We start from the raw sequence: 24,383 nt of genomic DNA, 5'->3' as shown, positions 1-24,383 counted from the left end.
ACGGGGCACCAGCCCGAAAAAAATTCGCTGTGGCATGATCACTTTTTCGCTCTCGTCCGGTGAAGCAGGCAAAGGGTGCCCAGCCAACGTTTGTCGTAGCCCGCTGCCCTTCCTCCCTATCGATCAGGACGAAGCAGCATGAACACATTCCAGCGCCCGCGATCCCTCACGCTTCGCGCGCTTGCCTCCACCACCAGCAGGGCAACTCTTCTGAACTCAATGCGCCTCTTGGCGCTTGGTGCGGTGATTGGTGCCGGGCTTGCCGGACCAGCCATGGCGCAGGCGCGCGACTATACGATCGGGCCGGGCCGGCTGAGCGATGTTCTGGCCCGTTATGCGGCCGCCTCGGGCGTCCAGCTCGTCTATGATCCGGCCTCCCTGTCCGGTCTGAACAGTTCGGGGCTTTCCGGCAGCTACACGGTCGAGCAGGGTTTCACGAAGCTTCTTTCGGGCAGCGGGTATCAGTTGCAGCGGGCCGGGAACGGAAGCTATGTGCTGGCGCGGCCCGGAAGTGCCGCTTCGTCCCCCGTGCCAACGGACGGGGCAACGGTTCTCAGCACCATTCAGGTGACAGGCAAGGGCGGCAACCCCGCCGATGCCCCTTATGAGGCCTCGAATTCAGGCGCCTATATTTCCGCGGAGCAGATCGAGCGCTATCGCGGAACGAGCCCGGCGGACATTCTCAGGAGCGCGCCCGGCGTCTATTCCGGCCAGAGCCGCGCCAGCGGCGGCATCGATGCCAACATCCGCGGCCTGCAGGGGCAGGGACGCGTGCCGGTCACCGTCGATGGCGCCCAGAACGCGACCTCCATGTATCGCGGCTATCAGGGCATCGCCAATTCGACCTTCATCGATCCCGACTTCATCGGCGGCATCTCGATCGAGAAGGGGCCGAGCAACGGACCGGGGGGTGCCGGCGCCATCGGCGGCATGGTCTCCATGCGGACCCTGAACGCCGATGATCTCATTCCGGAGGGCGAAAGCTTCGGCGCCCGCATCAAGCTCGAAGGCAGCGGCAATACCACCTCGCCCTGGACGGAGCAGTCGAAGCGCCATGCAGCCAATTCGGGTGAGCGGGAGACGGCCGATTATCTCTGGAAGCTACCGGACACGAATGTCGAACGGCCCAACCCCTTCAATCTGAAATCCGGTTCTGCAAGTGTGGTTCTGGCCGGCCGCAGCGAGAATGTCGACCTCGTCGGCGGTTTTTCGCGCCGTCTGTCCGGCAACTATCATGCTGGCAAAAATGGCAGCGCCGCCCCGAAGCCTGCGGATTGCGACGATGCCACGGGACGCGACTGCGCGCTCGACTGGTACAGCAAGGGTCTTTCGATCTATCTGCCCGGCGAGGAAGTTCTCAACACGTCTCAGGACGTCTATTCCGGCCTGCTGAAAGGTACTTTCCGCTTCGGCGACGATCACACGCTGGAACTGGGCTACTCGCTCTATGACAGCACGTTCGGCGAACAATACGCCACCGAACTCGCCAGCGACCGCGATTCCACCTACCAGCGCAAGCCTTCCCACGTACGGGTCAACACCTATACCAGCCGTTATCACTGGAACCCCGACAGTGACCTGATCGATCTTAAATGGAATGTCTGGGGCACCTCCCTTGCGGAGGAGACTCAGGCCGTTTCCGATACCATCACCAAGTCCTCGCATATGAGGGGCTCGGACCTTTCCAACACCTCGCGCTTCAATACGGCGGTGGGGGATCTGTCGCTGCAATATGGCCTGTCCTATCTCTACGAGGATACGAAGCCCATCGAACTGAACGGCAATGTGCGTCCACGCGAAGGCGATCGCTGGGAAGCCTCCGCCTTTACCAATGCGAGCTGGCAGGCGCTGGACTGGCTCAGGCTGGATGGCGGCCTGCGCTATCACCGCTACCAGTCCCGCAACAAGGCGCCCGGCAACACCGATGCCGCGCAGAAGGACGATGCGCTCGACTATTCGGCCACGGTCACCGTCATGCCGGTTGAGGGCTGGCAGATCTACGGCAGCTACAAGAACGCCTCGCGCCTGCCTTCCATGCTGGAATCCGCCGGCGGCTTCGCGACCATCGTCGATCCCGATCTGCGTCCAGAAACCTCGAAGACATGGGAAGTGGGCACGAATGTCAGCAGGGACGGGGTCTTCGCCGCGGACGACAGCGTCAGATTCAAGCTCGGCTATTTCGACAGCACCGTTGACGACTACATAAACCGTACGCGCATCAGCTATTCCCAGATGCGCATCCGCAATATCGACCGGGCGAAATTCTCCGGCGTCGATCTTTCCGCGCGCTACGAACTGGGCGGCTTCAGCGCCGAGCTGGGCGGCTCCTATTACACCAATGTGGAATATTGCCCGGTATTGGCCGCATGCGTGAACTCGTCGCTGTCGGGCGACTATGCCACCAATTATGTGCCGCCGCGCTATTCGCTCAACCTCACGCTGACGCAGAAGCTGCTGGAAGACCGGCTGATGCTGAGCGGGCGGGTGACGCGCGTCGGTCCGCGCGCGGCGGATGCAGAGGCAGCCGGACAGGGCGGATCGGCCATCATCGCCCAGATTCCGTGGAAGCCCTATACGCTGGTCGACATTTCCGCCGCCTACAAGCTGACGGACTATGCCACCCTTAATCTGGCCGTCGAGAACCTGACCGATGTCTATTATGTCGAGCCGCTGAGCCTGACCCGCGTGCCGTCCCCGGGCCGCACGGTGCGCATCGGCCTGACGGCGGATTTGTCAGCCGCCACGCTCAATGGCGGCAATCGTGGCGATGCCCCGCCATCCTTCGACTGGACAGGCGCCTATGCGGGCTTGCATGCGGCTTCGGGTCTGTCCGGTTTCCAGATGGCTGATTTTTCGCAGGATGGCGGCCCCGAGCAAAACTACCGTTTTGAGGAAACGAACTTGCGGGCTGCCGGCTTGCAGGTTGGATACGATCATCAATTTGGCAACAACATCGTTCTGGGCGTCGGTGGTGAGTTTTCCTGGCTCAAGGCAGACAAGGAGATGCTGATCGTGGCGTCACAGAGGGGCGAGGCGCGTGCCAACTGGCTGGCCGGCGTGCATGGACGCATGGGCTATGCAATCGGCGACATCCTTATCTACGGTACCGCCGGCTATGCGGTTGCGGATGTGGACGGCAGCTATGCGACGAGGCGGCGTGTCTCTGGGGAATTCGTATGGTCCGGCACTTCCGAAACGAGCCGGTTCTCGGGCTGGACGGCCGGCAGCGGCGTGGAATACGCCTTGTCGAAGAACATCACCGTCAAGGGTGAGTACAGCTTTGCCAACCTCTCGAAAGGCAGCTTTAATCCGCCTGAACTCAATGGTGTGTCCTACAACTGGAAGATCAAGCCGCGCATCGACCAGCTTCGGCTCGGCGTGAACTACAGGTTCTGATCCTTCCTATACTGCCTTGTTGAACCAAACCGTTTCCGGCTGAAATTACGTCGTGCCGGAAACGGAGTTCCCATAAGGACATGGGAACCGGTACACATCATGAACCAGCGGCCAGCTCCTTGCCCTTTGGGAAACTGGCCGCAAGGAGCCAGGCAGAGCCCTGCACCGGCATACCGGCTCTGTTTTTGCGAGACGTGATGTTCAGGACGGGCATACCGTCTGCGATGCGGGCGCCAGAACGCTGAGCTTTTCTCAGAGCATCTTCGGCCCTGTGCCAACAGGTCTGGTCGCGCGCACCCAGTCTCATCCGTAGCTTTTGTGGTTATAAGCCGAATACCGGGTGTCCGCAGGCACCCGATGACGGTTTCTGTCATCCCGCATAAGCGAAACCGGAGAGGTGACCGCGGCTGGCGCTTGCGCGTCCGCCGCCGGCCTGCTTCCCACGCAAGGGAGGCACCCGCTTCATCTCCCGCCACACCTGAACCGATGCCTGCCGTTCACTACGCAAGATTCCAGATCTGGGATCTGCACACAAAAAACGTTTGACATGCTCATGCACACCAGTGGTATACCACTGATATGACAACAGAGCCCCTGAACAAAGATCTGGCCTATCACAGCCTTGTGGACCTCATCGTCCGTGGCGAGATCGATGAGTCTGAAACGCTGTCCGAACGCAGCCTCTCGGAGCGGCTCGGCTTTGGCCGCACCCCGATCCGCGAGGCAATCAAGGATCTGGTTCGCGAGGGTGTTCTGGAGAGCCACCCTGTCAGGGGAACAGTGCTGAAGGCTCTGGATCTGACAGACCTTCAGGATCTCTACGAAATTCGTTTCGCCATTGAAGGGCTGGCGGCTTTTCTTGCTGCCGAGCGCGGCCCGGTCGAGGAACTGCACCCCATCCGCGATCTCCTGACGGCGGCTCTCAGCCAGCCCGGCAGCGTTTCCGCAGAGGAGATTCACGCCGTTGGCGTCGAATGCCATTACGTCATCGTGCGCTTGTCCGGCAATGCCCGGCTGGTGGAAATGTATCGTCCGTTCCGCATCCGTTTTGGCGGACCCTTCGTGCTGACACCGCAAAGCAGCAGCGACAGGATTCTGGAGGCTGCACGCGAGCACCTCGACATCATCAGTGCGGTTATCGGCCGCCAGCCGGAAGAAGCCCGCAACCTGATGTGCAACCACCTGCGCGTCGGGCTCGAACACCGGACCAATCTGCTCCTGAAGCGGAGCAGATACCCACAAGTGGTCTCAACGATCCGCTGACTAACAACTAAAAAAGCTAAAACCCTGGAGGGACAATGGGATACAAGACGATTTTCGCCATCGCCATCAGCGCGGGAACTGTGTTGGGTGCGGCGGCGCCGGCACACGCCCAAAGCACACTTGAGACCGTTCGCAACCGCGACAAGGTGATTTGTGGTGCGAACGGCGGGCGCCCCGGTTTCTCCGGGCTCGATTCACGCGGCCAGTGGCAGGGTATTGATGCCGACATCTGCCGCGCGATCGCTGCTGCAACCCTTGGCGACGCATCCAAAGCCGAATTCCAGAAGGTTTCCAGCCAGACACGCTTCACCGCGCTTCAGACCTCGGAAGTGGACGTGCTGACCGCCAATGTGAGCTGGACGCTGACCCGCGATTCCAGCCTCGGGCTCGATTTCGTGGCACCCATTTTCTATGACGGGCAGGGCTTCATGGTGCCGAAGGAGCTGGGCGTCAGCACCGTCAGGGATCTGGATGGCGCAACCGTGTGCATCGAGCCCGGCTCGACGTCGGAAAAAGTCGTCTCCGATGTGTTTCGTGCCAATGGTATCAGCTACACGCCGGTGGTGATCGAAGACCGCAAGGAACTGAACAACGCCTTCTTCTCGGGGCGCTGCGACGTGCATGTGCAGTCGACTTCGGGCCTGAGTTCAGGACGGGCCACCGCAGCATCGAACCCCGATGACTATGTGATCCTACCGGAAGTGTTCGGCAAGGACCCGATGGGTCCGGTGGTGCGTCAGGGTGATGCGCAGTGGCGCGATATCGTCAACTGGACCATCTATGGCCTGGTCGCCGCCGAGGAATTTGGCGTGACTTCGTCCAATGTCGATGAAATGCTGAAATCCGACGAAGCCGACATCCGCCGGCTGCTCGGCGTGGAAGGGGAGCTTGGCGCGACCCTCGGCCTCAGCAATGACTGGGTTTACCAGATCGTGAAGCAGGTCGGCAATTACGGCGAAATGTTCGAGCGCAGCCTCGGCGCTGGCTCTCCTCTGAAGCTGGAGCGCGGGCTGAACGCACAGTGGAACCAGGGCGGACTGCTCTACGCTCCTCCTTTCAACTGATTGCAACCGGCGGCCTGACGCTGCTCCTGCCTGTTGGAGCGGCGGCAGGCTGAACTGCAGATCGGGTACATTTACATGTCCATGACATCAGGCCTTGCCGAAGCGCGCAAGCCGCCGAAGCCTGCGCCATTGAGCCTTCGCGGGTTCTGGCACAACAAGCGCAGCCGCGCCCTCCTCTATCAGGTTCTCGTGATCGGCCTGGTGCTCGCCGCCGGCGCTTATCTGTTTGCCAATGCGCAAGCTGCACTTGCCCGGCAGGGCATTCAGACGGGCTATGGGTTCCTCACCATGCCTGCCGGATTCGACATCGGCGACAGCATGATTGCTTTCAGCCCGTCAGACAGCTTCTTGCGGGCCTATGGCGTGGCTATTCTGAACACCCTGAAGATCTCCGTCGTATCCATTGCCGTCGCGACCGTTCTGGGGCTGTTCTTCGGTATCGGACGCCTGTCGCGGAATCTTCTGTTTCGCAAGCTTTCGACTGTCTATGTCGAGTTTTTTCGAAACACGCCGCAGCTGGTGCAGCTGATCTTCTGGTATACCATCATCACCAATCTGCCTCGGCCGCGGGATTCCTGGACGCTGGGCGACGCGGTTTTTGTCAGCAACCGCGGACTGGTCATGCCGTGGCCGTCACAATGGAGCGGCACGGCTGTCATTCTGGCGTCTCTCATCGCGGGTCTTCTGCTATCGGCGCTGATCCGGCGCATATGCAAAAAGTTGCCTCCGGCGCTCACCGCAACAACCTCGACGCTCGCACTGATCGCGCCGGCCATTCTTGCCGGATGGCTGGGCGTCGACTGGTCAGTTCCAACGCTGAAGGGCTTCAACTTTGTTGGAGGCATGTCCGTAACGCCGGAGTTCCTTGCCCTGCTTTTGGGACTTTCCCTCTACATCGGCGCTTTTCTGGCCGAAGTCGTCCGCTCCGGCATTCAGTCCGTCGGACGCGGACAGATCGAGGCGGCGCGAACGATAAGTCTGCGCCCGGCCCAGATCTACAGCCGGGTGGTCCTGCCGCAGGCGCTGCGGGTGATGGTGCCCCCGGCTGCGACCCAATATGTGTCGATCCTGAAGAACAGTTCGCTGGGCGTCGCCATCGGCTATCCCGAATTGTTCAGCGTCAACAACACGATAGCCACACTCAGCGGCCACGCAGTTGAGGCCATGTTCATCATGATGACCATCTATCTGGGAATTTCCTTCCTGATTGCCGGGCTGATGAACCTTTACAACCGCTTTGTTCAGATCAGGGAGCGCTGAGCGATGTCCGAAGCCTCCTTCGCCCTTACCCGAAACGACAGGCAGCGTCCGCCGCCTGCGGAAAGCACCGGCTGGAAACGTTGGCTGGTGCAGAATTTCTTCGACGGTCCCGTCAACACCGTCATGACACTGGCCTCGATCTGGTTCCTGCTGATGGTGCTGCCCCGTGCCGTGCGATGGGGCTTCATCGACGCCGTCTGGTTCACTACGGATGCCGATCTGTGCAAAGCCGCTGCCGGTGCCTGCTGGGCTGTGGTGCGCGAAAAATACCGGGTTATGCTGTTTGGCACGTTCCCTTATGACGAGCATTGGAGGGGGATGTTCGTCATCGCCCTCGTTGCGGTGATGAGCGTCGCATCCACGATCCGACGCTTGTGGTCATGGTGGCTGCTGGTCGCCTGGATTGCAGCCATGGCTGCGGTTCTGGTGCTTCTGCTGGGGGGCGTTTTCGGTCTGCGGCCCGTGGGCACGCATGAATGGGGCGGACTGCCGCTGACGCTTGTGATGTTCGTCATCACCGTTGCCACGGGTGTGCCCGGCGGCATTTTGCTTGCCCTTGGCAGACGTTCCGAAATGCCTGCCATCCGGGCGCTCTGCGTCGGCGTCGTCGAACTGGTGCGCGGATTGCCGCTGGTGACCGTTCTGTTCATGGCGTCGCTGATGCTGCCACTGTTCATGCCGGCCGGCGTTTCGATTGACAAGTTCGTTCGCGCGCAGATTGCGATGGCGCTGTTCTTCGCCACCTATGCTGCCGAAGTCATCCGTGGCGGCCTTCAAGCCGTGCCGCGCGGCCAGTATGAAGCGGCCGCGATCGTTGGCCTGAACTGGTTTCAGGCGACCACGCGCATCGTGCTGCCACAAGCGCTCCGCATCGCTCTGCCGTCCATGATCAACGAGATCATCAGAGCGTTCAAGAACACGACCTTCATTGGCATCATCGGCCTGTTCGATGTTCTGCGTGCGACCTCGACCGCTTTGCAGGACCCCGTCTGGGTGCAGTTCTCGATCGAAGCCTATCTGTCCATTTTCCTGCTCTACTTCGTGCTTTGCTATGCCATGTCGAAATATGGCCAGCGGCTGGAGCGTGACACCAACACGGGCCACAAATGACCATATCCCCGAAAACCGTAGCTGATGCCCCTGTCATCACGCTTGAAAACGTCAATAAGTGGTATGGCGACTTCCACGTGCTGCGCGATGTCAGCATGCAGGTCGCGCAAGGCGCGAAAATCGTCATCTGTGGCCCATCCGGCTCCGGTAAATCGACGGCCATCCGCTGCATTAATGGTCTGGAAGAGCATCAGGAAGGGCGCATCAGCGTCGACGGAATCGAACTCACAGACGATCTCCGCAGCGTCAACGCCATCCGCCGGCGGGTGGGCATGGTGTTTCAGAATTTCAACCTGTTTCCGCATCTGACGGTGCTCGACAATCTCACGCTTGGTCCGACGCTTGCGCAGGGCGTGCGCAAGGATGAAGCCGAAGCCGCAGCAATGGAGCTGCTGCGCCGGGTTCGCATTCCCGATCAGGCGCTCAAATATCCCGGTCAGCTATCCGGTGGCCAGCAACAGCGCGTCGCAATCGCCCGCTCGCTCATACTCAGGCCAAGAGTGATGCTGTTTGATGAACCCACATCGGCCCTCGACCCGGAAATGGTTCATGAGGTGCTCGATGTGATGACCGAACTCGCACAGGAAGGCATGACCATGCTGTGCGTCACCCATGAAATGGGGTTCGCCCGCAAGGTGGCGGATCTCGTCGTGTTCATGGATGCCGGCTGCATTGTCGAGGCGGCGCCGCCGGAAGAATTCTTCACAGCTCCCAAAAACGAACGCACGCGCAGCTTCCTCAGCCAAGTGCTGCATTAATTCATGTCAAGGATCGAATTCATGACCTCTGCGGTGGCCACCTCCATCGACTTTTCTACTTTCCGTGCCGGTTTTCCGGTGCTTCGTGAAAAGACCTATTTGTCGATTTGCGACAAGATGATCCTGCACGATCAGGTGCGGGCCTCCGTTGACCGCTTCCTCGATCACCTTGCGCATGCGACGGCAATCCGCACCGAGCATGAGGTGCTGGTCACCTCTTCCCGCGAAAAATTTGCCCGGCTGATGAATGTGCCGGCGGCCACCGTTGCCGCCGTGCGCAATGTTTCCGACGGCGTCAACGCGATCGCCTGGGCCTTCGACTGGAAGGAGGGTGACAATGTCGTCCTGACCGGCGACGCCGAGCACCCCAACAATATCTATCCATGGCTGCGGCTGCGTGAGCGGGGCGTTGAGGTACGGCTGGTTCCGGCCCATGCCGATGGAGGCGTGGACGCGGATGCGTTGATTTCGGCGATGACCCCGCGCACCCGCGTTCTCACGGCGGCTTCCGCCACCTTTGCGCCCGGGCAGCGCACCGATCTGGCGAAACTCGGAGAAGCATGCGCGAAGCATGGCGCGATGCTCCTCGTGGACGGGGTGCAGACAGCCGGCATTTTTGCCCATGACCTGATTGATCTTGGTGTCGGTGCCTTCGCCACCTCGACCTCGAAGGGCCTGCTTGGCCTCTACGGCTACGGTTTCCTCTATGTGGATGCGCGCTGGATCGACCGGCTGCGGCCGGCCTATCTGTCACGGGCCGGCATCCGGGCGCTGGCCGACGACCATTCGGCGATGGGCGGGCTGGACTGGAATTTCCAGCCCGATGCGCGCCGTTTCGAAGTCGGAAGCTTCAATCTCGCGGGCGCTTATGCGGCCGACGCATCGCTGGGACTGCTGCTTGATCTCGGCATCAACAACATCGAACGTCACGTTCTCGACCTCTCAACCCGATTTCACGAAGGCGTTGCAGCGGTAGGCCTGACGTGCGCTTCAAGCGGAAGTGGTCTGCGCCAGTCGCATATTCTCACGCTTGGCCAACTCGATGCCGGGGGCCATGGCTTCTCGTCGGATCCCGTCATCACACCGATTTCGGAAGCCCTTGTCGCCGCAAATGTCGCGCATACGATCAGACGCGGCCAGCTCCGCTTCGGCCTTCATGCTTACAACAATACGGACGATATCGACCGGACACTGGCGGTGATCCGCGAAGCGGTGAGGTGAGACGGCATGGCCGGAGCCGTTCAATTCGGCTCTTCCCTTGCCAACTGGCAGCGACTGCTGCCAGCAAAGTTTTTTGTACCTGCAAGACAGATGTCACCCCCCGAATGGCATCCCGGTGCAAACTGATATGTCCTGATTTGATGATGGGCACGATGGCCCGGCTTCTTCGGACGCTCAAAATCTCATTCAGGTAAGCGCAGGAAAAACCGTTTCCGCTCTCGATGGCGATCTCGCAGGTCGGGTAGTCGACCACTAAAGTCAAAACACAGACTATCGGGCGCGGCAGCCGTCCCGCTTCCCGCGAACGCCGTTTCATGATTGATCATGCTTTCCACATCGGAGAGCCGCCGGCATCGCCAGAGAGCCGATGAAAGCCGGGATGGCCCTCCGTGTGATGCGACGGTTCCTCTTCAGCAGTTTTGTCCTCCTTCACCCAGGCGGGACGGCACTGAGCCGCAGAATCTCGGGATAATAGGGTCGTGATCTGAGATCACAGATCATTGACATTGCCTATTTTGATATGTAGACCTGTATTTATGGAGTGGGCAGCTCGGGAGGAAACCGGACTGTTCACTCCCTGGGTCGCGCTTGGAGAGGGTGCGAATTCACTGCTCCGGTGCAGTTTGGGAGGAAGATCATGAATATCGCTGTGGCGCCCGGTCTGCTGGGTGCGGAGGCTGCTGCATTCCTTCGGGGAAAGCACCAGATGCTGATTGACGGAAAATGGGTCGACAGTCAGTCGGGGAAAGCCTTCGACGTATTTGACCCTGCCGACGGGCAAAAAATCACCAGCGTTCCGGAGGCCGGGCAAGCGGACGTCGACCTAGCGGTAGCAGCTGCACGCAAGGCCTTCGATCACGGGCCCTGGACCCGCATAACGCCGACCGAGCGCTCGGTCATTATCTGGCGACTGGCCGACCTTCTCGACAGGCACGGCGATGAGCTTTCGCAGATCGAGAGTGTGGACAACGGCAAATCCGCGAGCCAGGCTCGCGCCGTGGATGTAGGTTTCGGTGTCGATCTGCTGCGCTATATGGCCGGCTGGTGTACCAAGATCGGTGGCGATGTAATACCGATGTCCGTGCCGGGGGACTGGCATGCGTACACGCTTCGAGAGCCGGTAGGCGTATGTGCGCAGATTGTGCCGTGGAACTTCCCGCTCCTGATGGCGATCTGGAAGATTGCGCCGGCCTTCGCAGCCGGGTGCACGGTGGTTCTCAAGCCTGCCGAACAGACCCCTCTGTCCGCAATCCGTCTGGGCCAGATCATTCAGGAAGCGGGTTTTCCGGATGGTGTCTTCAACGTCGTAACGGGCGACGGTCGCGTCGGCGCCGCACTTGTCGATCATCCGGATGTCGACAAGGTGGCGTTCACCGGATCTACCGAAGTAGGAAAGCTCATTGTCAAAGGGTCCGCCGGAAATCTCAAGAAGGTTTCGGTCGAACTGGGAGGCAAGTCACCGCAGATCGTCTTTCCAGATGCTGACCTTGACCACACGATCAGCGGAACTGCTTCCGGCATCTTCTTCAACTCGGGGCAGTGTTGCACGGCCGGATCGCGCATCTACGCTCACAAGTCCATATTCGACAAGTTGATGGCCGGTCTCGCAGATGAGGCATCCAAGCTGAAAATCGGCCGAGGTCTTCTGCCCGATACGGACATCGGCCCGGTCATCTCGCAGGAGCAGTTCGACAAAGTCAGCGGCTATCTGGAGGCAGGAAAGCGCGATGGCGCCGAGGTCGTGACCGGTGGTGAACGCTGGGGAACGGAAGGTTACTTCATCAAGCCTACCGTTTTCGCCCACACCAATCCACAAATGTCGATCGTGAGGGAAGAAATCTTCGGGCCGGTGGTGTGTGCCATGCCCTTCGATGACGATCAGTTGGAAGCTATCGCGCTCGAAGCCAACAACACGCCCTTCGGGCTGGGTGCGTCGATCTGGACCCGGGATGCGGGCATAGCCCACAAGCTCGCGCGCAAGATCAAGGCAGGCACAGTCTGGGTCAACGCCCATCTGACGAACGATGTTGCCCTGCCGTTTGGCGGTTTCAAGCAATCGGGCTGGGGCCGCGAGATGGGACGCGAGGCGATCGATCTCTATACGCAGGTCAAATCTGTGGCCATGCGTCTCTAACCCGACATAGCCGACCAGAGATCATCAACGGGCCGCTGCCGCAGCGGCCCGCAGAAAAAGTGCACCCCATTGACAGGAGGATGTAATGGGAAAGATGAAAGCTTCGATCCTTGACGGCGTGCGCTCCATCGCACGCGTGGAACAGGTCGACATTCCGGAGATCGGACCTGATGACGCCCTGATCAAGGTAGTGGCTTCAGGCATTTGCCGCAGTGATTGGCATCTGTGGAATGGCGACTGGGCCTGGTTCGATCAGAAGCTGTTCGCAACCCTTGGCCACGAGATCGGCGGCGTGGTCGAGGCCGTCGGTTCGAATGTCAAGAACATCAAGACAGGCATGCGGGTTACTATCCCGTTCAATCTGGCTTGTGGTTCCTGCCCCTATTGCCGCAAGGGCCGACAAAATCTCTGTGACTACCAGCAGGTTCCACATTCATTGCCGGGGTCGGGTGGCTGGGCCGAATATATGCGTGCTCCGAATGCCGACATGAACTGCATCGAACTGCCCGAAGGCGTTGACGAACTCGCTGCGGCCGCGCTTGGCTGCCGGTTCATGACGGCGTGGCGCGCTGTTCAAAGTCAGGGCGCAGTGCGAGGCGGGGAGACGGTTGCAGTCTTCGGATGCGGAGGTGTCGGGCAGGCGGCGGTCGAGATTGCAGCAGTGCTTGGAGCCCGCGTCATCGCGGTCGATGTGGACGACCGCAAACTTGCCAAGATGAAGGATCTCGGTGCGGACGCCGTTGTGAATTCCAGAGGCCTCTCCGGCGAGGAAGCAGCCCAGAAGGTCAAGGCGATCACCGACGGTGGTGTCGGTGCAGACCTCGCCGTTGATGCGCTCGGCATCCGCAACACGATGATCGGTGCGCTTATGAGCCTTCGTAAGGGCGGGCGGTTGGCGCAGGTCGGCCTGACCTCTCAGGCAGAGCAGGGCATGGTCGCATTACCGACTGATCTGATCGTCGTCAACGAATGGGAAATCAGAGGCTCGCTCGGCAATCCGCAGGGTGGCTACCGCGACCTGCTTGCCATGGTGGCGCGCGGCAAGCTGAACCCCACGCGACTGGTGTCGGAGCAGGTCAGGCTTTCCGATGTCGCACGGGTGCTGGACGACATGGATAATTTCCGCACCGACGGCTACGTGGTCATCACCGACTTCAACTGACGCCGGCGTCTCTCTGCTTCTTGCAGATGACCGGCCCGCTCCGGCGGGCCGGACGGCAAGGCATTGCCCGGAGGAGGGCTGTCTCTGGCCGTGGTTCGAAAAGCCTGAATCAAAACAACGTCACCGATCAGAGGGATCGGAGGAGGAGAGCAGCATGACGAACGAAAACAATTTCCGTGAGACTTCCGAAACCGGCCTTTCCCGCCGGGCTTTCATGACTGCCGCAGCATTCACTACGGCAACAGTGGGCTCGATGACGCTTGGCGGACTTTCAACGCCGGCCCGGGCTGCCGGAAAAGACCCTCAGTCGCTGAAGTTAGCCGCAGCTCTCGGCTGGACCGCGTTCGATTCCGGCACGCATATGCTCAATGGTTATAAAGATGCAGTGGCAGCTATGGGTGGTGATCTGACCATCTCCGATGCCGGCTTCGATCCAAACAAGCAGAGCCAGCAGATCGATGCCCATATCGCCAACCGTCCCGACGCCCTGTTCATCACGCCGGCGGATGTCGTGGCTATTACCCCGGCCATCAAGCGCGCCACCGATGCCGGCATCCCTGTCTTCGTTGGCGACAGCCTAAGCATCGGTCCTGCCTTCACGAATACGGTCATGTCCAATCAGTTCGGCATGGGCGAATATACGATGGACTACATCGCAGCCCAGCTGGGCGGGAAGGGCAAGGTCGCAACCGTTCGTCTTCCGGCAAACGAGACCTGGGACCTGAGATCGCACGGAATGCGCGCATCGCTGGCACGCCACAAAGATCTGGAGCATGTGGCCGACTGGGCCTTCGCATTCAACGGTGGTTCCACACCCAGGCAGGCGGTTGACAACATTCTCACGGCAAACCCCGATATTGATGCGATCTGGTGTGCCTGGGACGGCGCGGCCGTTGAGGGTGCTCTCGCCGTGCGCGCAGCCGGCAAGCAGGATCAGGTCATCATCACCGGCATAGACGGCGGCAAGCAGGCATTCGAGTACATCAAGGCCGGCACTTCGCTGAAGCTCACCATGGGCCAGTCGCTCTATGAGGTGTCCTGGCTGAACGTGTTTTACGCCCATCAGTTCCTGGCTGGTCAGCCGGTGCCCCGCATCGTGATCAGCCCGGTTTATCCGGTGGGAGTTGAACAGCTGAAGGATATCGACATCCCCGACGACTTCGACAAGCCGGGTCGTGCCCAGGAACTTGGCTGGACGCGCGCGCTCTGACCGGAGTCTCGTTTCGGCGGCTGCCGCGTGTAGCCGCCGATGCCAGGAAAGGAGGATGAGGTGAGCACCCCCGTACTGCGGATGCAGGGCATCCAGAAACGCTTTGGTCCGGTAAAGGCGCTGGACAATGTTGAATTCGAACTCGAGCCGGGAGAGATCCACGCGCTGCTCGGCACCAACGGTGCCGGCAAGTCGACACTGGTGAAGATCATTTCAGGGCTTTACCAGAGGGACGGCGGTACGATCGAGATCGCTGGTTCCCCGGTTGATATTCTTTCTCCCGCAGACGCGATGTCCAAGGGAGTTGCCGCTGTCCAGCAACATCCGGAACTGCTTGACGATCTCACCGGCGTAGAGAACATCTTCTTCGGAAGCGAAAGCATCGGCCACGGTCGCGGGCTTTTCCGCCGTATCCGTTCGGCTTCGATGCGTGACCGTGCTCAGGTGCTGTTGAAGCGTTTCCCCATCGATATCGATCTAAACCGACCTGTCAGCGAAATGGGAGCGGTCGATCGCGAGATTGTCGCCGTACTTCAGGCGCTGACGGGCGAGCATACGCGAATTCTGATCCTGGATGAGCCGACCTCCACCCTGACCGAACGCGAGAAAGCCAGTCTGTACCAGTTGATGCGCGCGCTCAAAAGCGGCGGCATTTCCATCATCTACATCACGCATCGCCTTGAAGAGGTGTTCGAGATTGCGGATCGGCTGACCGTTTTCCGGGGTGGTCGCAATGTGCTGACGATGAGCGCCGGTGAGGCGCGCGCGAGTGCGACATCGCTGGTGGAGTATCTGCTTGGTGAAGCCCCCGGCGATCTCTATCCGGCGCTGGCGCAGGAACCTCCGGGAGAAACAATTCTGGATGTGCGTGACCTGTCATCTGACGGCGTGTTTCGCAAAATCTCCCTGCAGGCCAAGCGAGGCGAGATCCTCGGCATCTACGGGCTCATAGGGTCGGGTCTCGACGAATTGTCCAAGGCACTGTTCGGAGCACATCCGGTCACGTCCGGGCGCATCAGCTTCAAGGGCAGGGACCGGAAGTTCGCGCTTCCAGCCGAGGCACTTGAAGCAGGCATCTTCCTGGTTCCCGGCGACCGTCGCACCGAGGGACTTGCGATGGGCAACGACGTTGTCTTCAATACCGTACTGGCCAATCTCGGACGTGCGTCTCATGCCGGCGGCCTCATGCGGTGGTGGCACCCGCGCCAGATAGCCGCCCAACTGGCGCAGCGTCTGGTTCTGCACCCTCCTATCCTGTCCAAGCGGGCGCGCGAATTCAGTGGCGGCAATCAGCAGAAGATCGTGATTGCGAAAGGTCTGTACGCGCAGGCCGATCTCTACATCTTTGCCGAACCGACTGTCGGCGTGGATGTGGGTGCGAAGGCTAGGCTTTATTCGGTCATGCGTGAACTCGCAAAGGATGCCGCAGTCATCGTCATGTCCTCTGATGGAGACGAGGTCCATGGCCTCGCCGACCGTCTGATTGCCCTTTACCGCGGCTCCGTTGTCCTTGAGGCGGATAATGAACCGGGCTCACGCGAAAGACTTCTGGCTGCAGGCATCATGGGGAGTGAAGCGGCATGAAACGGCTCACCTTTCGAAATCCGCTGATGCTGAGGATTGCGGCTTTTGCCTTCATGGTGATTGTCGTGGGAGCAATATTCAGTGCTACCGCCCCCAATTTCCTGAGCCTTACCAATGTGCAGGCCATCTTCAGACACATGTCTGCATCGGGTGTTGCCGCGCTTGGGCTGACCTTCGTCATCGTCGTCAATCGTTTTGATCTGTCGTTTCCGGGTATAGCCTCGTTCGGTGCGATGACGCTCGGAATACTTATCTCGATGGGCTATCCTCTCTGGCTGGCCATCCTGCTTGGTGTAGGCGCAGGCACAGTCCTTGGGCTTATCAATGGACTGGCCATCGGTTACTTCAATCTGCCTGACATCGTGACAACGATAGCCGTCGGATCAGTCGCTTCAGGACTGTCCTTTCTCTACAGCGGCGGGATGACCCTCTCCGACAATTTCATGCTGTCGGGCATCCTTGATGTGAATGATCGCAAGATCATTGGAATCTCAGGCCCGGTCTTCGTGATGGTTCTGCTTTTTCTTGCAGCGGGCATTGTAATCCACGCCACACGATATGGTCGCGGGCTGTATGCAGTCGGCGAAAACGCTGTCGCGGCTCATTATTCGGGCGTCCGGGTACGTGCGCTGATCGCCTTTGCCTTTGTGATGTGCGGCGCTTTGGCATGCTGGGCAGCGGTCATGCTTTCGGCACAGTCAGGACGATCTGACGTGACGGCCGGCAGCGGTCTGATGATGCCGGCCTACGCCGCCGTGTTTCTGGGTGCGGCTTTGTTCGGCAAGGCATCTGCCCCTGCCACATTCGCCGGTGCATTGCTTATCTCGATTATCCTGAACGGCTGCACGCTGATGGCAATGCCATACTATTACAGCGACGCTATCATCAGTGCGATCCTGATCCTCGCCATCTCGATTTTCGATCCCCGGATTTCAGATTTTCTGCGACGGCTGACGTCTGGTCGCAACGCACCGACATCTCCAGGGCAGGAGGCCTGAAATGAGCGAGATCACCTACGCGTCCTCCCAGATAGCTGAAAACAGGGATTTGAAAGGACTTGTCGCACGATATGGCTTCATCATTTTCCTTGTCCTGCTGATCGCGGGTCTGTCGGCGGCGATGCCGAACTTCCTCGATGCTTCCAACATACGACTGATGTTGCGCGGCATTGCCATATCGGCACTGATGTTTCTCGGTCTGACCTGGGTCATAGCCTCCGGCAAAATCGACGTCAGCTTCATGGATTGCGCGGCACTGACAACGATGGTTTGCGCAACGATGGTGGTGAGCGGCCATGGCTGGCTTGTCGCCAGTCTGGCCGGGCTTTCGACCGGTATGGCGCTTGGAGCGATGAATGGCCTGCTCATCGGATATGTAGGACTTCCGCCGCTGATCACGACGATCGCGACCGGAAGCCTGGCAAGATCGCTTGCCTGGGTGCTCGGTTCTGGAGCTTCATTGCCGCTGACGGGGTCCGGAGGTTTCGTGCACAATTTCATTGGCACAAACATCGGCGTGGTGCCATTGCTGACAATCGTAACGCTTTGCATCTATGTCCTGGCGTGGTTCGCTCAGGATAAGCTGACCTTCGGCCGTTATCTCTATGCTCTTGAGCGTAACGAGCGTGCTGTGATCGAAGCTGGTATCTCTGCCAGAGGTTTGACACTGGGGCTGTTTATCTTCTCCGGTTTCTGCGCCAGCGTTGCGGGTATCCTGCTGACCGCCAATCTGAATTCCGGTCAGCCTGCCCTTGGCGCCTCCTATTTCCTCGATGGACTGACTGCCGTTTTGCTGGGCGCTATCGTAGCCAAAATCGGAAAACCGAACGTGATCGGCACCTTCACGGGTGTCACCTTTCTGGCTGTGCTTGTGAGCGCGGGGGCGATGCTCGGTTGGCAGAACTATGTGCGCGAGATCATCAAGGGCGTCGCTCTGCTGATTGGAATCATCGTCATTTTTTCCCTGAAGCGGAGGCAGAACCATGCATCGGCGCATTGAAACGGGTACGTCGTCTGTAGGGCACATAGCTGTCGTTGGGGCAGGCTTTATCGGCCAGTCCTGGGCCATCGTCTTCGCCCGCTCCGGGTATGATGTGGCACTCTATGATGCCGATCCCTCACAGTGCGCAAAGGCGGGCGTCTTCCTCGATCAGGCACTGTCGCAACTGGAAGAAGCCGGCTTGCTGAACGGGCTCACGCCGCAGGCGGTGCGCGAAAGGATAGTGCCCGCAGACGCCCTCAGCCATGCTCTGGATGGGGCATTTTATGTGCAGGAGAATGCGCCGGAGAAACTGGATCTCAAGCGGCAGATATTCGCCGAACTCGACGAACTCGCAGAGCCCGGCGTGATCCTCGCCAGCTCAACGTCCGCCCTTCTTCCTACAAGTTTCACAGAGGGTCTGAAGGGAGCGGCACGTTGCATCGTTGCCCATCCGATCAATCCTCCGCATCTCGTGCCGGCGGTGGAAGTCGTTCCGGGGCGCAGCACGTCGCAGGAGACGATTGAACGGACTGCGGCTCTGATGGACGCTGTTGGTCAGTCGACGGTGATAATGCGCAGGGAGATCGATGGCTTTATCATCAATCGTCTGCAGGGAGCGCTGCTTCATGAAGCGTTCCACCTCTTTGCGGAAGGCTATGCGGACACGGAATCCATCGATATCTGCGTGAGGGACGGGCTGGGATTGCGCTGGTCATTCATGGGACCCTTCGAGACCATCGACCTGAATGCCCCGGGCGGCATTTCAGACTATATCGAGCGCTACGGACCATTTTACCGCCAGCTGTGGCAGGAGAACGATCATCTCCCCGACTGGAAGGCGTGCGGGGCACGTCTGGAGAGCGAGCGAGGCCAGATCCTTGCACGCAGCGACATGCAGGCCCGTCAGGTCTGGCGCGACAGCGAGCTTATGAAAATTGCCTCCGCACGGCGAAGGCCGGAACAAGATTGTTGAACGGGATCATGCAATGTCGAAAGTTATCATCACCTGTGCCGTCACCGGTGCGATCCATACGCCATCCATGTCGCCGCATCTGCCCGTTACGCCCGATGAGATAGCGGCGGCAGCGATTGCCGCAGCTGAGGCCGGTGCGGCTGTCGTCCACTTGCACGCCCGCGATCCCGAAACTGGCAAACCCGATCAGACGCCCGGGGCATTTGCGCGATTTCTTCCGCGTATCAAGCAGGCGACGGATGCAGTAATCAATCTGACCAGCGGCGGGAGCCCGTTCATGAAGATTGAAGAACGCATTCGCCCTGGCACGCAGTTTCGCCCTGAGCTTGCATCGCTGAACATGGGATCGATGAACTTCGCATTCTTTCCGATGCTGGAGCGTTTCACGACTTTCCGGCACGAATGGGAACGAGATCATCTGGAAGGCAGTCGGGATCTGGTCTTCAGAAATAGTTTCAAGGATATCGAATACGCTCTGCGCGAGATGGGTAATTCCGGTACGCGCTTCGAGTTCGAATGCTATGATATCAGCCATCTCTACAATCTCGCCTACTTTGCCGAACGTGGCCTTGCAAAACCGCCGTTCTTCATCCAGAGCGTTTTCGGCCTGCTGGGTGGTATTGGCGCACATACGGAAGACATCATGCACATGCGCAGGACAGCTGACCGGCTGTTCGGCAAGGACTATGAATGGTCTGTTCTTGGTGCGGGGAGGAATCAGATGCGGGTCGCCACGATAGCGGCCGCGATGGGCAGCCACGTTCGAGTCGGTCTGGAAGACAGCCTCTGGATTTCAGCCGGCAAACTTGCCTCAAGCAATGCTGAACAGGTACGTAAAGTGCGCGCCATCGTTGAGGAGCTTGGCCACCAGATTGCTACACCTTCGGAAGCGCGCGAAATACTGGACCTCAAAGGCGGTGACCGGGTGAACTTCTGAAAGGGACCGATGCCCCGGTCACGTAAAAGCGGAAAAGAACTTATGATGGCAGGAAAATGTCAAAGAGTATGGGCATTCTTTCAGCTAAAGGCTATCAGGAGCTCATGATGCGACGTTTTACCAATCAGGGGCCCAATCCAAATAGCAGCGCGCTGCCGGTGGTGGATTCCCGCAGCGTGCATGAGCGGGTCTATGACGAAATCCGCATCGGCCTGTCACAAGGGGCATTCGCCGAGGGGCAGGCTTTGACGATACGCGGTCTTGCAACTGCTTTCGGAACCAGCGAAATGCCCGTTCGTGAAGCGATCAAACGTCTTGTGGCGGAAAAATACATCGTTCAGCTCGGAAACAGGGGCTTTCAGGTGCCCCAGCTCAGCTCTGAAGCATTCAGGGATGTCATTTCCGTCCGTGTGAAACTCGAAGGATTTGCAGCCGCACTGGCTGCCAGCAAATCCACCCCGCAGGTTATCCGGCGTCTTCATGACGTAAACGATCAGATGCGCGAAGCGGTGGAGGCTCGTGATACGCGGAACATCCTGCGTCTCAACGAAGAATTTCATTTCAAGGTCTATTCCATCACCGGCTCCGAGACCCTGCTGGACACGATCGAAATGCTCTGGAGCCGGTCAGGTCCCTATCTGGCAACAGTCATATCCATGGATGACCGGCTGTCCGTGTTCAGCAAGGCATCCGAGATGCACGATGCGATCATCTCGGCCATCGAGGCAAGCGACCCCACCGGAGCCGAGGAGACTCTGGTGGCGGATATTAATTTTGCCGTCGAATGGTATGAAAAACAAAGAAGTACCGTGACAGAAAAGCATTAAGGTCCGTACTCAATCATCGCTTTGATTAGGCGTTGGAATATGATTTTCTCCTGACAAAGGAGGGCATGATATGGCCAACGAGTTCTGGTTGAGCGACAAGCAGTGGGCTGCGATCGAGCCTTGCCTTCCCAGGAACCAGCCGGGCGCTCGGCGGGTTGATGACCGTCGGGTAGTCTCTGGCATTGTTCCCGTTCTGCGTTCGGGCTGCCGCTGGCGCGACTGCCCGCCTGTCTACGGCCCCTATACCACCGTCTACAATCGCTGGAACCGATGGTCTCGGCGCAAGGTCTGGCAGAAGCTCTTTGAAGCCTTGCGCTCGGTGTCGCCCGATGAGGACTTTCAGGCCATCGATTCCACGACCGCCAAGGCACACCGTTCGGCCGCAGGTGGAAAAGGGGGGGCGGATGCGCAGGCGATCGGCCGCTCGCGCGGTGGCAGAATGACCAAGATCCATGCGGTCTGTGACGGCGCCGGCAGGGCCATCGCGTTCGAAGTGACGCCCGGCCAACGCGGCGATGTCCGCGTGGCCGCCGCCCTGCCCGGCCCGCTGGCGCCACCAAAGGTCTGAGCCGCCGATACGGCATATGATGCCAATGGCTTGCGTCAGTTCATGATCGAGCGCGCTACAGTGCCGGTCATTCCCAACAACCCGACCCGTAAGCGCCATCATCCTTTCGACATCGTGCTCTACAAAACTGTTTGATCCCATGGTTTAATGGTGCGATCCTTTCTTTGGAATGGAAGGAAGCCCTATGGGACAAATTCATCATGGCAGCGCCACGACTACGCACGCTGTCCGAGCAGCAATACAGCGATCGCAAGCTTCGCTCGCGCAGCTGAGCAGAGAGCTGGGCATCAATCCCAAAACGGTTGCGAAGTGGCGCAAGCGCGCGACGGTCGAGGATATGAAGACCGGGCCATCGGTGCCGCGTTCGACGATCCTGACGGAGGCCGAAGAGGCGGCCGTCGTCGCGTTTCGACGCCATACGTTGCTGCCGCTGGACGACTGCCTTTATGCCTTGCAGCCGTCCATCCCGCACCTGACACGCTCGGCGCTGCATCGGTGCCTTCAGCGCCACGGCATCTCTCGACTGCCCGACGTGGGCGGTGACAAACCGAAACGGTCGAAGTTCAAGCGCTATCCTATCGGCTTCTTCCACATCGATATTGCTGAGGTGCAGACCGCTGAAGGAAAGCTCTACCTATTCGTCGGCATCGACCGCACAAGCAAGTTCGCCGTAACCCAGCTCGTCGACAAAGCCGACAGGAAGACGGCCTGGGAGTTCCTTCAGCACATGCTCGAGGCCGTGCCTTATCAGGTCCACACCGTCCTCACGGACAACGGCATCCAGTTCGCAGAACAGCCTCGGAACCGGAACACCATCACCTCCCGTCCGATGCGCTTCGACATGATCTGCGAGGCAAACGGGATCGAGCACAGGCTGACCAAACCCAATCACCCTTGGACCAATGGCCAGGTCGAGCGGATGAACCGCACGATCAAGGAGGCCACCGTCAAACGCTTCCATTACGACAGCCACGACCAGCTACGAACGCACCTCGCCGACTTCATGGCGGCCTATAACTTTGCGCGCAGGCTCAAGACCCTCGGCGGCCTCACTCCCTATGAATACATCTGTAAAATCTGGACTTCAGAGCCAGATCGATTCATCCTAAACCCGATCCACCAGATGCCGGGACTGAACACTTAGAGCCACCGCTGGTGGCTCGGAATGGGGTGAAGCTGCACATGCGCTTGTCCCTGGGCCCGCATGTGCAGCACGTTTTCCTCGTCCCTTGCAGGCAAGAGGCGGGTGATGAAATCAGCTTGCGCTTGCAGCACTCAGCACAGCCTTTACGGCGGCTGTCGCGACATCATTATCAATGCCGACGCCGAAGACCTGGCTGCCATCAGAGCGAAGGCAGTGAAGATAGGCGGCAGCTTTGGCATCTGATCCACGCCGCATCGCGTGCTCATTGTAGTCGACAATTGTAAGCTCGGCGCCAAACGCCTCCGCCAGGCTCGCCAGCACTGCCGAAACCAGACCGTTGCCGTGACCCGCCACAGCGACTTCCCTGCCGTCATGGCGAATTCGGCCCTTGAACCACCTCTCGCCTGCCGCGCCGCGCCGGAAGCCGCTGTCATATTCGACGAGTGCGAAGGTTCGGGTGTCGTCGAGATGATAGGCGCTTACGAACTCGGCCCAGATGTCGTCGGCTGAGATTTCCCGGCTGCTGCTGTCGGCAAGTTGCTGTACGCGCCGGCTGAGGTCAATCTGCAGCGCGCGCGGCAGTTTCAGGCCCCGGTCCTGCTCGATCATCCACGCTATTCCGCCCTTGCCGGACTGGCTGTTGACGCGGATCACAGCCTCGTAGCTTTCGCCGATGTCGGCCGGGTCAATCGGCAGGTAAGGCATCTCCCACACGCCGTCATTGCGCCGCTCATGGGCGGCAAAGCCTTTCCGGATCGCATCCTGATGCGAACCCGAAAAGGCAGTGTGGACCAGTTCACCCGCATAGGGATGGCGCGGATGCACGCCAATGCCGTTGCAATATTCGACGATGTTCACAACCTCGCGGATGTGCGGAAAGCTGAGCCCGGGATCGATGCCCTGCGTGTAGAGGTTGAGCGCGAGCGTGACGAGATCGACATTGCCGGTGCGCTCGCCATTGCCGAACAGGCAGCCCTCGACACGGTCGGCGCCTGCCAGCAACGCCTGCTCGGCAGCAGCGACGGCAGTTCCCCTGTCATTATGCGGATGGACGCTGATGATCACCGAATCGCGGCGGGACACATGTCGGCAGAACCACTCGATCTGGTCGGCATAGACATTGGGCATTGCCACCTCGACCGTTGCCGGCAGATTGAGGATCACCGGGCGCTCCGGGGTGGGCTGCCATACGTCCAGTACACGCTCGCAGATTTCGAGAGCGAAATCCGGCTCGGTGAAGCAGAAGGTTTCCGGTGAATACTCGAACGTCCAGCGCGTCTGCGGTCGTTTCAGGCTTTCCTCCAGCATGGCCGTGACGCCGGCAATTGCGAGATCCACGATCTCATGCCGTTCCATGCCGAACACGACACGCCGGAAGAGAGGCGCTGTCGCATTGTAGAGATGGACGATGGCCCGCTCGCATCCGTCGAGGGAGTCAAACGTGCGGGTGATGAGGTCGGCGCGCGACTGGGTCAGCACCTGAATGGTCACATCATCGGGAATCCGCTCCTGCGTGATCAGGCTGCGCACGAAATCGAAATCTGTCTGCGAGGCGGAAGGAAACGCAACCTCGATCTCCCTGAAGCCGCAGCCGAGCAGCATGTCGTAGAAGCGCAGTTTGCGCTCGACATCCATGGGATTGGCAAGCGCCTGATTGCCGTCGCGCAGGTCGGTGGAAAGCCAGCGCGGTGCCGAGGTGAGCCGCTTCGAGGGCCAGCTGCGGTCAGGAATGTCGACGGGCGAAATGAAGGGGCGATACTTGATATCGGGATTGGTCAGCATGTCAGAATCC

General features: G+C 59.7%; 19 protein-coding genes. 18 read left to right on the top strand and 1 reads right to left on the bottom strand.

What is annotated here, in order from left to right; all coding sequences use genetic code 11:
- Positions 1 to 138 precede the first annotated feature (138 nt).
- From MIC97_RS23410 to MIC97_RS23325, 18 genes are all read left to right on the top strand, one after another.
- Positions 139 to 3,396: a TonB-dependent receptor gene (locus tag MIC97_RS23410; protein ID WP_239802304.1), complete on the top strand. Its 3,258-nt coding sequence runs from the start codon at positions 139 to 141 to the stop codon at positions 3,394 to 3,396.
- A 579-nt stretch (positions 3,397 to 3,975) separates the two neighbouring features.
- Entirely contained in the window at positions 3,976 to 4,659 is a 684-nt protein-coding gene (locus tag MIC97_RS23405) for a GntR family transcriptional regulator (protein ID WP_239802303.1), read from the top strand.
- Between the two features lie 35 nt (positions 4,660 to 4,694).
- Positions 4,695 to 5,723, top strand: coding sequence for an amino acid ABC transporter substrate-binding protein (locus tag MIC97_RS23400; protein ID WP_239802302.1), 1,029 nt, complete (start codon positions 4,695 to 4,697; stop codon positions 5,721 to 5,723).
- A gap of 75 nt (positions 5,724 to 5,798) precedes the next feature.
- The gene (locus MIC97_RS23395) at positions 5,799 to 6,983 is read left to right on the top strand and encodes an ABC transporter permease subunit (RefSeq protein ID WP_239802301.1); all 1,185 of its coding nucleotides are present in this window, start codon (positions 5,799 to 5,801) and stop codon (positions 6,981 to 6,983) included.
- A gap of 3 nt (positions 6,984 to 6,986) precedes the next feature.
- On the top strand, positions 6,987 to 8,093 hold the full coding sequence (locus tag MIC97_RS23390; protein WP_239802300.1) for an amino acid ABC transporter permease: 1,107 nt from the start codon (positions 6,987 to 6,989) through the stop codon (positions 8,091 to 8,093).
- Complete coding sequence (locus tag MIC97_RS23385; RefSeq protein ID WP_239802299.1) at positions 8,090 to 8,851, top strand: amino acid ABC transporter ATP-binding protein; 762 nt, start codon at positions 8,090 to 8,092, stop codon at positions 8,849 to 8,851. The genes MIC97_RS23390 and MIC97_RS23385 overlap by 4 nt, the downstream gene beginning before the upstream one ends.
- A 21-nt stretch (positions 8,852 to 8,872) precedes the next feature.
- Positions 8,873 to 10,072, top strand: coding sequence for an aminotransferase class V-fold PLP-dependent enzyme (locus tag MIC97_RS23380; protein WP_239802298.1), 1,200 nt, complete (start codon positions 8,873 to 8,875; stop codon positions 10,070 to 10,072).
- Positions 10,073 to 10,613: 541 nt separating this feature from the next.
- On the top strand, positions 10,614 to 12,206 hold the full coding sequence (locus MIC97_RS23375; protein ID WP_345773577.1) for an aldehyde dehydrogenase family protein: 1,593 nt from the start codon (positions 10,614 to 10,616) through the stop codon (positions 12,204 to 12,206).
- Positions 12,207 to 12,291: 85 nt separating this feature from the next.
- Positions 12,292 to 13,368 (top strand): alcohol dehydrogenase catalytic domain-containing protein, encoded by a 1,077-nt coding sequence (locus MIC97_RS23370; RefSeq protein ID WP_239802297.1) that lies wholly within the window; start codon positions 12,292 to 12,294, stop codon positions 13,366 to 13,368.
- 154 nt (positions 13,369 to 13,522) lie between these two features.
- Complete coding sequence (locus MIC97_RS23365) at positions 13,523 to 14,578, top strand: sugar ABC transporter substrate-binding protein (RefSeq protein ID WP_239802296.1); 1,056 nt, start codon at positions 13,523 to 13,525, stop codon at positions 14,576 to 14,578.
- Between the two features lie 60 nt (positions 14,579 to 14,638).
- The gene (locus tag MIC97_RS23360) at positions 14,639 to 16,162 is read left to right on the top strand and encodes a sugar ABC transporter ATP-binding protein (RefSeq protein WP_239802295.1); all 1,524 of its coding nucleotides are present in this window, start codon (positions 14,639 to 14,641) and stop codon (positions 16,160 to 16,162) included.
- The gene (locus MIC97_RS23355) at positions 16,159 to 17,160 is read left to right on the top strand and encodes an ABC transporter permease (RefSeq protein WP_239802294.1); all 1,002 of its coding nucleotides are present in this window, start codon (positions 16,159 to 16,161) and stop codon (positions 17,158 to 17,160) included. Before MIC97_RS23360 ends, MIC97_RS23355 begins: the two co-directional genes overlap by 4 nt.
- 1 nt (position 17,161) lies before the next feature.
- On the top strand, positions 17,162 to 18,160 hold the full coding sequence (locus tag MIC97_RS23350; RefSeq protein WP_239802293.1) for an ABC transporter permease: 999 nt from the start codon (positions 17,162 to 17,164) through the stop codon (positions 18,158 to 18,160).
- On the top strand, positions 18,144 to 19,115 hold the full coding sequence (locus MIC97_RS23345; protein ID WP_239802292.1) for a 3-hydroxyacyl-CoA dehydrogenase: 972 nt from the start codon (positions 18,144 to 18,146) through the stop codon (positions 19,113 to 19,115). The genes MIC97_RS23350 and MIC97_RS23345 overlap by 17 nt, the downstream gene beginning before the upstream one ends.
- Before the next feature lie 13 nt (positions 19,116 to 19,128).
- The gene (locus MIC97_RS23340; RefSeq protein WP_239802291.1) at positions 19,129 to 20,052 is read left to right on the top strand and encodes a 3-keto-5-aminohexanoate cleavage protein; all 924 of its coding nucleotides are present in this window, start codon (positions 19,129 to 19,131) and stop codon (positions 20,050 to 20,052) included.
- A gap of 68 nt (positions 20,053 to 20,120) precedes the next feature.
- Positions 20,121 to 20,879, top strand: a complete 759-nt coding sequence (locus MIC97_RS23335; protein WP_239802290.1) for a GntR family transcriptional regulator — start codon at positions 20,121 to 20,123, stop codon at positions 20,877 to 20,879.
- 70 nt (positions 20,880 to 20,949) lie between these two features.
- Complete coding sequence (locus MIC97_RS23330; protein ID WP_239802289.1) at positions 20,950 to 21,447, top strand: IS5 family transposase; 498 nt, start codon at positions 20,950 to 20,952, stop codon at positions 21,445 to 21,447.
- 184 nt (positions 21,448 to 21,631) lie between these two features.
- Positions 21,632 to 22,591 carry an IS481 family transposase gene (locus MIC97_RS23325; RefSeq protein ID WP_239800623.1) on the top strand — a complete coding sequence of 320 codons (960 nt, stop codon included), beginning with the start codon at positions 21,632 to 21,634 and terminating at the stop codon, positions 22,589 to 22,591.
- 111 nt (positions 22,592 to 22,702) lie between these two features.
- Here the strand turns inward: MIC97_RS23325 and leuA are convergent, their stop codons facing one another.
- Complete coding sequence (leuA, locus tag MIC97_RS23320; RefSeq protein ID WP_239802288.1) at positions 22,703 to 24,373, bottom strand: 2-isopropylmalate synthase; 1,671 nt, start codon at positions 24,371 to 24,373, stop codon at positions 22,703 to 22,705.
- Positions 24,374 to 24,383 lie beyond the last annotated feature (10 nt).

Origin of the sequence: Aquamicrobium sp. NLF2-7, assembly GCF_022359935.1 — a bacterium.
Lineage (GTDB): Bacteria > Pseudomonadota > Alphaproteobacteria > Rhizobiales > Rhizobiaceae > Mesorhizobium > Mesorhizobium lusatiense.
This window is presented reverse-complemented; position numbering and strand designations above follow the sequence as displayed.